The organism is Catellatospora sp. KI3 (genome assembly GCF_029948125.1).
In the GTDB taxonomy this organism is placed as follows: Bacteria; Actinomycetota; Actinomycetes; order Mycobacteriales; family Micromonosporaceae; genus Catellatospora.
Genome location: NZ_JASAMB010000012.1, coordinates 185,634 through 198,314 on the forward strand (window position 1 = coordinate 185,634; position 12,681 = coordinate 198,314).

Annotated in this window: 7 protein-coding genes; 2 read left to right on the top strand and 5 right to left on the bottom strand. The window is 63.5% G+C overall.

What is annotated here, in order from left to right; translation table 11 throughout:
- Positions 1–566 precede the first annotated feature (566 nt).
- Positions 567–1,667: a hypothetical protein gene (locus QEZ54_RS20540; protein ID WP_281306290.1), complete on the top strand. Its 1,101-nt coding sequence runs from the start codon at positions 567–569 to the stop codon at positions 1,665–1,667.
- Between the two features lie 103 nt (positions 1,668–1,770).
- On the opposite strand, the gene QEZ54_RS20545 is transcribed toward QEZ54_RS20540, so the two are convergent.
- A complete protein-coding gene (locus QEZ54_RS20545; RefSeq protein WP_281306291.1) occupies positions 1,771–2,502 on the bottom strand; it encodes a DUF6602 domain-containing protein in 732 nt (243 codons plus the stop codon).
- 235 nt (positions 2,503–2,737) lie between these two features.
- Positions 2,738–3,898: a hypothetical protein gene (locus QEZ54_RS20550; protein WP_281306292.1), complete on the bottom strand. Its 1,161-nt coding sequence runs from the start codon at positions 3,896–3,898 to the stop codon at positions 2,738–2,740.
- A gap of 423 nt (positions 3,899–4,321) precedes the next feature.
- Here QEZ54_RS20550 and QEZ54_RS20555 point away from each other — a divergent pair, with 423 nt between their 5' ends.
- Positions 4,322–5,512: a hypothetical protein gene (locus QEZ54_RS20555; RefSeq protein WP_281306293.1), complete on the top strand. Its 1,191-nt coding sequence runs from the start codon at positions 4,322–4,324 to the stop codon at positions 5,510–5,512.
- 35 nt (positions 5,513–5,547) lie between these two features.
- On the opposite strand, the gene QEZ54_RS20560 is transcribed toward QEZ54_RS20555, so the two are convergent.
- The 3 genes from QEZ54_RS20560 to QEZ54_RS20570 all read right to left on the bottom strand — a co-directional run bounded on the left by QEZ54_RS20560 (position 5,548) and on the right by QEZ54_RS20570 (position 12,566).
- Entirely contained in the window at positions 5,548–6,675 is a 1,128-nt protein-coding gene (locus QEZ54_RS20560; protein WP_281306294.1) for a hypothetical protein, read from the bottom strand.
- A 19-nt stretch (positions 6,676–6,694) separates the two neighbouring features.
- Positions 6,695–7,543 (bottom strand): IS5 family transposase, encoded by an 849-nt coding sequence (locus QEZ54_RS20565; RefSeq protein WP_281306340.1) that lies wholly within the window; start codon positions 7,541–7,543, stop codon positions 6,695–6,697.
- A gap of 346 nt (positions 7,544–7,889) precedes the next feature.
- Entirely contained in the window at positions 7,890–12,566 is a 4,677-nt protein-coding gene (locus QEZ54_RS20570; RefSeq protein WP_281306295.1) for a hypothetical protein, read from the bottom strand.
- Positions 12,567–12,681 lie beyond the last annotated feature (115 nt).

Here is a 12,681-nt window from a genome sequence, read left to right on the forward strand (position 1 = left end):
GACCCCTTGACCCCCAGGTCATAAAAGGGGTCAGCGGTGTACTAGGCAACGTTTGCCGAGGTCGCCAGAAGTATAAAATGCCACAGTTAAGGGGTCTGTGATTGCACCATTTCCACGTAGTGTTTGCCCAGCTTAACCGTAGGACGGGTCGCTACCCTACTCCGAAGTCGCCCCAAATCGGAAGTTCATCCGACCGGACTACTCGATCGGCATCGTGGGCCGACACCTCTACTGCGGGATGATCGGCGCCGGCGGCCCAATCCTGCCGGTGTATGGCTGCTTACCCCGTGACCAGTGCCGCCGCGTAGTCGGCAGCCTGACGGCGGCGGACGGCGTTGACGCGGGTGTAATAGAGCATGAGCGTCGCCGGGTCGTGGCCCAGACGTTCGGCAACCTCGTGCAAGCCGTAGGCGGAGTCAGCAGGCTAGACACGAGCAAGTGCCGGATCTCGTGAGACCGGATCTGCACCCGCGTCCGCCGAAGCCCGGATCGGGTCGTTCTCTAATGCCGGCCACACGCCGACGTCGCATGAGTGAGGCGGGACGGTGAACGTGTTAGCTTCGCCCGTGCAGACCGAAGAGAACACCTTGGCGATGCGGACCGGGCTGACTCCCGAGCAGCGCACTGCAGACATGCAGCTGACCATCGACCCCGGATTTGTGCACCATCGGCTGATTCAGACAGTGCTTCCGCCCGAAGCCATCGCGGTCGTCGACGATCGGGCACGAGCGTTGCCGTCGGACATGCCGGATTGGATGCGGCGGGTGCGGATCGATCATCTCTATATGCAGATGATGCTGCTGTTCTGCGAGCGCCTGCCAGCGCCGACCCTAGGTGACGTTCTGGCTGGTCAATCGGGGACGTTGTTCTGCTCAACGGTCACGCTGGCTGCCGCACCGGAGGTCTACGAGCGGCCGCGTGCGGTCAGCAAGGTCATAACGCCTGGCATTGACCATCCCCAGGTCGAACTGCACTACTCGACCAGCAACATCGCAGCCGACACCACTCGCAGCCACCTAGCAGACGGCCATGATCTCGCTGTCGTCGCCAAGCTGCGCAGCCATCGCGATGGGGTGCTCATCTTTGAACCTCTGCTCATGGGCTCACCTTGGCTGAGTTCGAAGACCGGCACCGACCCGTTCCCCGGACCGGAGTGGTATAGCCATGCATTCTTCGAGAACTTCATCGATGACATCGACGATTTCGCCGCCGTTCGGGACGTACCCACCCCGTCAGACTTCTCAGTCATGCGCGACATCAGCGAAGCCGCGTTCAAGCAGTGCCTGGCAGAAGTCCTCGGGGACACGGCCAGAGCTGATTGGGGTGGTGAGATGGCTGACCACTTCGCGGCGCATCTTCGCCTTGGCGGCAGACGGACCACCGCCGCATTCCTGCTGAAAGGACCAGCGAACTTCGCTCCCATGGGGCTCAACCACCTCGGCAAGAACAATGACCAGATTTACCGCCTAGCTCAGACGCCAGCACAACTGCTGGTAGTGCAGCACTGCCATGAGATCCAAGAACCGGTCCGAGCCACACTGCGAGCGTTCGCAGTTCAGCCCGGTGTGGGCCGGCGCTATTGCCTCATCGACGGCAAGGACTCCCTTCGGCTACTTATCGCCTACGACAAACTTGATCGAGCACGAGAGCTTTCGGCGCGGCCCTGACCTCGATCCGGCGAGTAACGCCGGGGTCGTCCTTCGCGCAGACTCAGGAGAGCTCGCCTCGCGTACAAGCTGCTGCTCTATGCGGTCAGATGGACACAAACGGTCAGAGCACTTCGTCGCTGATAGGGTAGAAGAGCACTGGGTGCATCAACCTACGGACCTGTGGCGCGGTTTTGTAGAGGTACCTGAACATCATCGGAATGACATGACCGCCGGCGTTGTTGTGCACCCACCCCGAGACGGGGATGCGCAGCGCCAGGCTCGTGTTGTTGTCTCTGACATTGAGGAACATGCACCGGTCGAGGATGAAGAACGCGTCGGGCTGGAGCTCTGACGGTACGTCCTTGGCCGCCTCGATGATGTGGTCGTGGACGGTGCGGTCTTCGAGTGAGCTGAACGCGAAGCAGAAGTAGGGCACGCGCATGACGAAGTGTTCGGCGTCGCCGAGGGCATCGACTCTGACGGTGTCCTGATCGACGAATCTCCTGCGGAGCTGTTTTACCGACGCCGCGTTTTTGAACGTCCTCTCGATCTCGCGCTTGTCGAGCTTTGCCTTCACCTGGATCACCGCGTCGACGCCCTCGACGATGAGCAGCGGTTGGTGAGGGTCCGGCTCGAACGGCTGGTAGGCATTGCAGACCGCGACGTCGATCTCTGCCGACTGCATGTCATGCGAGTCGATGACCTGGGTGTTGGTGACGATGTGGTGGCCGCGGAAGCTCTTACGCAGAAGTTCTGCGATCATCTGTTCGTTTCCGCCGCCCTTGACATCGGAATCGGAGGCGGCGTTCCGCAGGTAGCTGAAGGCGAGCTCCAACCTCTTGGACTCGGTCATCCAATAACGCTGAATCGGATTCACACCGTGGCCTCTCCGGTCGGCGGAGGAACGTGACAGTCGTGCCAAGGCCCGTTTTCACTGGCCCAGGCCGATCAACAGGCTTAATGATCGTTGCGGCGCACCATCTGGACATACCAAGGTTCGCTCACCGACGGCACGCAAGCGCACCAGCAGATTCGACCAGTCACCAGTACGCTGGCGAGCCGGTGCGTCGGTTCAGTTGGCGAGAAGGCTAAACGTCACGTTCGAACTCCTGGGCTTCGCCACGCAGAAGCTCCAGGACTTCGATGTTGTTCAGCAGGATGTCGGGATCGTACGTGTAGGTGGCCTTCAATTTCGACTGCCGCTCGAGCACTTGCTCGTCGGTTAGCTGTGCGAGCCATGCCGTGATCTGCTGTTCGCTCGGGGCTCCGTCTGTCTGACCGATGAGTTCGGCCATGCCGATCCGTGCTGTTGCAGCAGTCAGCCGCTGCTTGTGGCGTTCTGCGGCCGATGTGGTCGAACCCATTGAGATTGCGTGGCGTTCGTCCTGCTGGCCGACGGCGATCTCGTAGCGTGTCGGCAGTGTCGGCAGTGCCGGCTCGGGCGGCTCTGTGCCCGTGAGCAGTCGCGGCACTGCCTGCGTACGTACCCAGTTCGAGATCTCGTCGAGCTCCTGGATGAGCACCGGCCACCGGTCCGTTCCCGGCCGGTTGATCCCGATCGTCGGAAACAGGGTGACGTCGATCGTCGTGCCGATGGGCGTCTGCGCGATGACGTCGCCGACACGCAGCGGTTCTTCGGGCCGCATAGGAAGGTCGTGGACTGAGCGCGGCATCTGGTCATCCTGGTACATCGCGATCAGGCGAACCGCGGTGAGCGCAGGCGTCCTGTGCTTAGCGTGGTTGGTGTGGAGTGCCAGTCGAGCCAATGGGTGCAGCTGAGGGTTGCGTAGCCGGTGGAAAGGCTGCAGCTGGTCGATACGGCGCACCAGCTCGCTGCCCTCTCGCAGCGAAGGTGGCCGGTCTCGGAGATTCTTCTTCTTCCACTGCTCGAATTTCTCATATGTGATCGATGCGGGCATCTCGACGCACTTGGCCGCCTTCTCATCTAGCGGTGCACCGTCGAGAAACTCGACCTCGGCGAACAGTGCGTGTTCGAGCGCAGCCCGTAGCGCGACCAACGCGTCTGCCACGAGGAGTGGCACTTTGCGTGGAATCGGAGCGACACTCTCCACCACAGTGCGACTGAACGACCCGGCCCGAACCTCGCGCAAGCCGAACACACCGTGGGGTTGCGTCTGGTACGTGAAGAGGAGATCGCTGACCTGCCCGATCAGCTCGTCGGCGTGGGATAGCGTCGCGGCGACGCCGAGATGGCGCTCCGGGAGCCAATGGGGCGCCGGTTTCGTCACGCCGCGATGTTAGCTGATAGTAGTTCTCGCCGTCGGAGAGTTCTTCAGTAAGCCCTCACGCGTAGAGGTCAACCCGATTTGCGGGACCCGGCCGACCGCTCGGTGGAGCCGCAGTTTGCCAAACCGAGAACCTCGAAGCGATCAGCGCCTGCTCGATGAGGCATAGGGCCTTCAAACCCATCTGCTGGCGAGTCCGCGCTCGGCAGCAGCATGTCCAGGCTTTGCCAGGCGGCCCATTTGCAGGGGCTTGGCCTCCGCCGTGATCTGACCGTGCCGGTGTCTGCCATCGCCGGAACGGGAGTGAGTCAGACAATTGCGAACGCCCCTCGGGTCAACGTCATCGCTCGAGGGCGTGGTGCGTGAGTCGGGCGTGTCGGCGGAAATCTCCTCGCGACTGCAGTCGTCGGCCACGACGATGGTCCGGTGACCACTGAGACTCCCGGACATCAGGCAGAGGACTACGCCCGCCAACTGGCGGGCGACCTCGGCGTCCGCGACTTCGTCTATCAGCCGGCGGTGGTTAAGAAGGGCAGCGGTCTACGTGAGATCAGCGATGGCCTGCTCGTGGCTGGCGGCGACGGATTGATCCTGCAGGTCAAGAGCCGTGATCCGGAGGCGGCGAAGCGCGACTCTGTGCAGAAGGCCCAGTCGTGGTGCGCCAAGACCGCCGCCGACGCCGTACGCCAGGCCGACGGGACCCGCCGGTCGATCTGCGACGGCCATGTCCAGGTCCGGTCGCTGCGCGGATTCGAGCGACTTCTCCCGAACGCGTCGACGTGGCCGGCCGTGATCATCGTGGGCCATCCCAGCAATCCCCAGGTCGCGCTTCCGGCAGAGCCCAAGACGCTTTACATCTCGCTGCACGATTGGCGTAACCTGCACCGCTGGCTGCGGTCCACGTCGCAGGTGATCAGCTACGTCCGGCGCGCCATCGACAGCCGCGTCGAGGTCGACCTCGGCTGCGAACAGGACCGCTACCGTGCTCTGGCCGCTGCCGACCTGCGCGCCCCCGGCTCGTTGACGTCGTTGCCGGTCTTGCCGCCCTACCCGATCGACGGTGCCGAGGCCAGGGATGCGGCACTGTTCGAGGACCTGATCGAGCGCCTTGCTGACCCCGAGGGCGCGACGGGCTGGCACGCCCAGCAGTACCTACGGATCGTCGAGGAACTTGACCGTGTCCCCGCAATCGTGCGAGTCCACCTCGGGGCTAAGATGCGTCAGACGTACCTGGAGATGTGCGCGTCCCGTTCCCGGCGCAGTTTCGTTGCCCTAGGTCCGAGCGGTCGGGGAACCCGGCTGGCGTTTCTATATGAGTATGACGCCGACGACCGGCCAGCCGGCGACTGGTTCATGGCACAAGTTGCCGCCTACGGCACGCTGCGGCACGAGAACGCCCTGGCCGCAGGGGCGGAACCGTCGTCGGCAACAGTGGCCATCGGCGTGCTCCACCATCGCGATCACGGACGCCGATACGTGTTCTTCTACAACGCGGGGGCCGATATCCGGCTGCCGGACGACCTCCGTCGTCAGATGGAAGCCGAGTTCGGGGTGTTGAACGCAACTGACCGGTCGGAGGTGGCACAGCAGGCCGCACGGATCATCGACCTTGAGTGACCGGCGGCGCCACAAGGGAGGTACCTCGCAAGCTGTCACGGAAGCTGATGCCGTGTTGCGAGGCTGTCGAAGAACTGCCCGAGCATTATATGAGCCTCTGGTGCCACAAGTTCGTATCCACCGAAGCGGTAGATCTCGTAGCCGGCCAGTCGCAATGCCCGGTCTTCGGCCATCATCTCGCTGTAGTTCTTCGGCGAAGCCACATCACCGACGGCATAGTGCTGCTTGCCATCGACCTCAAGGACTATCCGCACTCCGCCTGGCAGCAAAAGAAGGAAGTCCAGCCGCTGCCGGTACAGAGGCCGATTCTCTGGGACACGGCTGTTCTGCCGCGCAGGGTCGTAGTGCAGGTAGACCTGCGGCAGCAAAGCGGGCTGCGTCGCTGCTTGTCGTCCCCGAAATCGGCGGTAGTAGCTGTCGAACAGGAGCAGTTCGGGCTTGTTGTCGCCGAGCGATTCCCGCAGGCGCCGGTAGAGGCTCGTCTTTACCTGCTCGTCGGTCGCATCAGTGGAGGCATGTTCTGTTCGCCACCAAGACGTCAACGTTCCCCAGTCGAGACCGACGTCGGTGAGGGGGCGGTTATAGAACAGGCAGAATTCGCCGTTGGCGACGATCTCGATGACGTTGCTGAGCGCGTCTCGGAACACGATGTCGGGCTTCGGCCCGGTGGAGGCGAAGATGATGTTCTTGACCTCGCCATCCACGCCAACGAGTTGGGCTGACCTGACGCTGGCGTCTTCCAGCACTTCCAGGCTGGAGAGGACCGGTGTGAATAGGGCGTTTACGTATCCCCGCCTAGCGCCCCAACCGCCGCCGCCTGACATGTTGTTGGCAGACCAGTATCCGCGGAAGCCCTGGAAGTCCCGAAATGGCGGATCGAACTGGATCCCGAGTCGGCGCAGAACCGACCGAAGGCTTCGCAGCAGCAGCGACATCTCGTCGTTGCTGAGGCGCTCGCCGCCGTCCGTGCCGTAGGCGGTCAGCTCTTGTTGCCCGAGCTGCGCCAGCGCATATGCGGCGTCCACGTCGCTTACGCCGTCAGCGCTTGCCTGGCGAAGGTGCTCGACCAAGTCGGTGTCGAAGGCATGCGGCACCGACCACGGCTCACCGTTCATCGCCCAACTGGAATCTTGCTTCTGGACGAACAGATCTGCCGGGTTCATGCGCGGAGTTTAGTACCCGTTAAATAGCGAGGTCAGCGGATAGTGGGCGTGGTTTGGGGCGACGGGCTTGGCTGCGGCGGGCCAGGCGTCGGGTCATGATGATGACCATGGCCCACTGAACCATCGCGGCGTGGTGTTCGGGCTGACGTTCGTAGTCGCGGACGGTGCATCGACAGCGGGTGATCCAGGACAGGGTGCGCTCAACGACCCATCTGCGGTGCAGGACCTGGAAGCCGACCTGGCCGGCGAGCTTGCGGACGATAGCGACCGTGATGCCCAGACACTTGGCGGCCCAGTCGACGAGGTGGCCCTGGTAGCCGGCGTCGGCCCAGATCATGGTGACGCGCTGGAAGCAGGTGCGTAGCGCCCAGAGCAGAACGCGTCCGCCGTCGCGGTCCTGAACTCCGGCGGCGGTGACGAGCACGACAAGCAGTAGTCCCGTGGTGTCGACGGCGATGTGCCGCTTGCGTCCGTTCACCTTCTTCCCGGCGTCGAAGCTGCGCTGGGCGCGGGCGACGGTCTCGGCGGTGCGCACCGACTGCGAGTCGATCAGTGCCGCGGACGGCTGGGCGTTGCGGCCTTCGGCGGTGCGGACCTGTTCGCGCAGGCCGGCGTGCAGGCGGGTGAGGGTGCCGTCGCGGGTCCAGGTGCGGAAGTAGTGGTAGACGGTCGGCCAGGGCGGGAAATCGACCGGCAACGCCCGCCAGACGCAGCCGTTGTGGGCCAGGTAGCGGATCGCGTCGACGACGTCGCGGCGCGGGTAGGACACCGCGCGGCCGGCCCCGCCGGCGGGCACGTAACGGGCCATGACCCGCCACTCGGCGTCGGTGGTGTCCGACGGATAGCGGCGTACGCGGCCGGTGGGCAGGTGTTCTGCCTCCGGTGTCGGGGGTGCGGCATCGGCCTGGCCGCAGACCAGGTAGAAAGACACTGTGGGGCCTTCGGGAGGGCTTGGCGTAGACAACCAAAGCCATACCTGAAGGCCCCACCCTCATCAGCCCGACACACCGAAACAGACTCGCGTACGGCCCCACCTCAACCGGCGACCAGCCCGCTGACCTGGCTATTTAACGGGATCTAAGACCGGCTGGTGGCCTACACGTATCGGGCGCAGGCCCGCTCGTGCCGCGGATCGAGCGGCGCTCCTGCAGCAAGGCGGTACCCTTCGACGCTTTCGGTTGCCGCAGCAGGCGTCGGAGCGCTCACGTACTTGATCACCAGCTGTGACCTGGTGTCCATTTCATGCTCAGGTCGGTGAGGCTGTCGTAGAGGTCTATCGCCTGGTCCCAGCCCTTCTCTACGAGTTGCTCGAGCACGGCGCGTACGGTAGTCAGGCCGCGAGGGTGGCCGAGGACGGCGGAACTTTGCTCGGTGATCAAATGTGTTATAAGGATCTTGACGTCGTTCATGCCCTGGTACTCGGAAGCGTAGAGCGGGTTGGCGCCGACTACGTTGCCCATGATGGTGATGGCTTCAGCGGCATGGCCCATACGAAGATGGTCGATAGTTTGCATGATGTAGTGGGCGATGCGGCTGTCGTTCACACCGCCAACCTTTTGCAGGATCGGCAGGGCTAGATGGGCGAAGCTGTCGTCGGAACCGCGGGCTACTTCGCGGCCTACCTGTTTGTCTGTTGCCCCGCTGGCGAAGTACAACTGCATGGCGACCTCGCCTAGAACACTGCGTACCGAAGCTGCGTCTTCGGGTGTGCTGGTCGTTAGCTGGCTTGTCGCAGTTGCCGTCAGGCTGCTGAGCAGGCGGAATGCCTCAACCTGAGCGGTGCCGTAGCTCGGATCGGCTGGATTAAGAAGGTTGCCGAATGATCTGACGATCACGCTGGCCGTGCGGGGATACGTACACGGCGACGCGAGCCAGGCTGCGCAGCGCGCTGATGCGAACGATGTGCGGCGATGGCAGGCGAGACTCGCAAGCATACTGAGGCAGAGTTGGCGTTCGGTGCCCTTGAGATCCACTTCGTCGTCTTGATCCGCGGTGAGGAACTTCCAGCTCGGGATGCCGGCGAGCCTAGCGATCACATCGTCGATCCGCTGTGGGTCGTTCGGGTGGGTGTACCAGAGCTGGCTCAGCAGGGACGCTCTGATCGGCCTCCAGGTTTCGACGCGTAGACGGCCTTCGACGGCGGCAACGAGTTCCGCGATGTCCGGGTGGATCAAGTACATTGCGCCGGTGGAGATGTAGCGGGGGCCGCGGTCTTGGTCTGCGGTGAGCGGGCGGAGTAGGTCCCGTATTTGGGTGCCATGGGTAGCTGCCCACTCGGGCCGGTCCAGAAGCCCGACGATTCCTTCCACAGCACGTGTCTTGGGCGAGGGGTAGTAGCCCTCGCCCTCATCCAGATCTTGGTTCGCGGTGGGTGTAGCAGTCGGTTGCGCAACAATCGCAGTAGTCAGCACGTCGTATATCTCCCGCCCGATGGCCGAGTCGGGCGTGACTACAGGGACCTTGACCAGGCGTAGGGCTAGGGTCAACCGTTGTCCATCGACGCCGGACGAGTCGGAATTTTCACGCAACTTCTCCCAGATGCCTAGGAGCTGGGATTCGCCGGCTTGGCTCTTTGCCGGCTCTGAGCTGGTTAGGAGCTGGTGGCCTTCCTGGATTTGCTGGTCGAGGTACGCCGGTGATCCCACCTCTGGCCTGCTAGATTCGAAGAAGATCATCCGGAATGTGTCTGATGGGTCTTCAGGGGTGGCGGGAAGACCCGACGGTTGACCGTCGAGCCGCGCTTGTAGTTCGCGGCGGATTGTGCTCGCCCGTTCCCGGAGGTGGGCTGAAGGATCTTCCTGTACTGATGCAGAGCCACGGTCGGAGACGAGACCGGCGACGGCTGTGAAAATCTTGCGTCGAGTCGCTGGTTCGATGTCGGCCACGATCCGTAGGGCTACGTAGGTCGCGATCATCCAGGTGACCGGATGGGTGAAGAGGTTAGGCGAGGTGAGAGCTGGCGCAAGGGCGAAGGCTAGACGTGGAGTGCTCGCGACGGCACCGGTGTGAAGGACCTTCTGCCATGCCTCTGCGTTGTGTAGTTCGTTGATGAGGATCTGGACGGCGTCGGCGAGTTCGGTCTCGGTGAGTGGCCGCTCCGGGGTTAGGACCTGGCCGGGGTGTCCCGTCGCCACAGGCTCGCCGGCCAGGCAGGCTGCGAGCATCGTGGCGAGTTTAAGGTCGGTGCCGTCAGGCGCTCCTATGAACATGACGCCTGGGTACTGCAGCTTGGGCGGAGCTGGATGTTGGTCGGTGGAGTGCGGCTCGCTGGCGTTGAGGATGTGGGCGATCGTGCGGATCGCGTCAGCCGGCGCCTTGGATAGCAGGGCGGCAAATCGATCTGCGATCACATACTGCGCGCTGTGGAGGATCTGCTGGCTTGCGCTGTCGTTGATGTTCCGGTTGCCGTTTACGCCCGGTTGACCGTCATGGCGCCACGCCGAGTGGGCTATGGCTGTAGCAAGTCGAGGGGCAGCGTGCGCGATGTCGCTGAAGCGGTCGGCGAGCGGGAGCAGGAGCTCAGGTCCCCAGTGGTTAGTGATCTGCGGCTGCAGTGCTCTGAGCAGGATCGGCTCTACCGCCGCCGGGTGATGCGGTGTGACAGCGGCGAGGAGCTGGCCGCCGGCTCGCGGAATGTAGGTGGACGCTGATGCGACCGGGTCTGTCATGCCTGCGGTGAGGCTGTCGCAGATTGCTGTCGTCCACGAGGTCAGGCCTGGTGTGGCTGCGTTGATCTTTGCGGCTAGATTCGCGCGGAGACAGGCGTGCAGACATAGATCGGCGAGGTTGATGTTGGCGGTGGCCTTGGCGCGCTGGGCTACGCGGGCGATCATATCGGCGAGTTCGGTCATGGGTTCGGTACGCGCGGACAGGCTTATGTAGCGCGTGGTCAGCAGCAACAGGGTGCGGGCGTGCGTTGGTTGCCAGCCTGCGGAGTGCGTCTCGGTGGCGGTGCAGGCGAGTTCGAGTGCGGTGGTGTCGGCTGGGGTCCGGACGAGTTCGGCGGCCTGCTTGGCCGCGCTGGCTGCGGCGAGGGGGTGCGTGGCGCCGAGAGTGAGTGCCGCGTCCCAGAACGCCTCTCGCGTTTGCGTGTGGTGCCAGATTGTGACGAGGCGATATTCGATGCTGGGACGGACAGTGAGTACCAGGTCAGGATCGTTGTTGAGCGCGGTGATCAGGGAGCGGGGTTCTGTTGTTGGGCCGAGCGCGAGGAGTGCGACGGCCCAGTCGAAGAGCACCGGATGACTGAACTCGATCAGTGGCATGGGGTGGCCCGGTCCTGCTGGTATCGATCGCAGCAGTCCTTCTCGGTGGAGGCTTTCCACTACGTCGTCGTCGGGTACCGATTCGAGTGTCATCGGATCGAGCGTCTGGCTTCGAGCGGCGAGCATGCCATGGACCAGGTCTTTTGTGACGCTGGTGCGGAGGCCTGCTTTGCCTCGGCCGATGACGCGGCTTTGCCAGTATTGATCAAGTAGCTGTACTCGGTGGCTGATCTGGGTGAAGTCGGGCGGCTCCGGGGCGCTGAGCAGCGTCGCGGCGAGGCTGAGGTTGAACGGGTTTCGTAGCAGGTTGTTCAGCCGTGGATCAGCTGTGTTGAGCAGTGCTGCCAGGGTCGGGCTGGTCGCAGCAATAGGAGCGAGTTCGTCGTCTGTGAGGTTGCCGACGTGCATGTGGCGGACGTCTTCCAGGCCCGGGGCGCTGCGGGTCACGTCGGGGGCGAGGCCGCGAAAGACCGTCTTCCATGGGATGCTGTTGCGGAGGTCGAACTCCCGAATCGTGGTTATGGTGCGCCAGCGGCTGCCATCCAGGCCGTCGATGACGGCGCTCAGCCATGGCGACAGGTCTTCACCGCTTACCTGGTCAAGGCCGTCAACGAGCAGATAGCCGGGAGCAGTTCCTGGCCACTCCGCCAGTACGCGATGCAGCGGAAAGTCGAGGTTGAGGTTGTCACGGGATGCCGATGAGAGGTCTTCGGCTCGCAGGACAACGACATCGTGTCCGGCGGTTCGCAGTTGCACCGCGAAGCGGTGCAAGATCGAAGTTTTGCCGGCGCCCGCATCCCCGATTAGTGCCAGGTTGCCGGCGACGCTTTCAAGATCGTTAAGTAGTGCCCGTTCGAGGGTCACCGTGCCTTCTGGTACCGATAGCACCACTCCCCGCCCCAGGTTGCGCAGGTTTGCCTCGGTCAGCGACTTTACAAGTGCGATGCTCCGCCGAAATCTTGCCAGCGGCTCGAGCGCGATCTTCTGTTGTACACGTCTGAGTAGCGCTGGCCGATCGACCATCTGCCGCTCTGCGTCGTACTGTTGCGCCAGGATCTGTAGCTCACGCCAGACGTCGTCGACCAGGTTCTCTTCACAGATAGCTCTCAGCGCCGCGCACACGTCGGCGAGGTCTCGGCCTGCATCGAGGTCCAGCGAGCGCACACCGGTCAAGCGCAGCAGGGCACGTAGCTCTTCGTCGGTCGGGTCCGCGCTTCTGATCTGCCTCCAAGCGCGCGTGAGGTGTTCGCGGACGTAGCGAAATGCTTTCTCTTCGGGCTCGTTTCTCAACGCCTCGGCCAAGGGCACTTGAGCAGCCCAGCCGTGCAGGCGGTCCATCAGCGGGCCGAGTGTGTCGTTGATGCTGGCTGGTGACTGCGGGCCTGCCAAGATCAGAACCCGGTCGTGGGCTGGTTGGATATCGCGCATGGTTCCGGCGCCGTCTGCGGGCACCTTCGTGAAGTAGGCTTCGACGACTTGCTGGAGGGATTCCGCCAGTGGGCTGCCTTTGCGTGAGTCGATTTTGATCACGGTTTTCGCTTGGCCCATGATCCATGCCCTATCCGAGGTCACGGCCGCGAAGTCGTCGGCTGCACGCTCGGATTGGGCCCCCGCGGCGTCGATCACGCGGCCGCCTGCCCATCCGGGCAGCGGGCTCTCGCTCAGGAGGTGAGCCAGGGCCCATGCCAGCCAGCGGCATTCATTTCGGACGCCGCCAGCACCTGCGGCCCCGCCAGCCGAC

What these genes read in the sequence shown, in the direction of transcription:
- QEZ54_RS20545 (WP_281306291.1), bottom strand. Translation starts at nt 2,502, where the DNA reads ATGACCGAGTCCAAGAGGTTGGAGCTCGCCTTCAGCTACCTGCGGAAC.
- QEZ54_RS20560 (WP_281306294.1), bottom strand. Translation starts at nt 6,675, where the DNA reads ATGAACCCGGCAGATCTGTTCGTCCAGAAGCAAGATTCCAGTTGGGCG.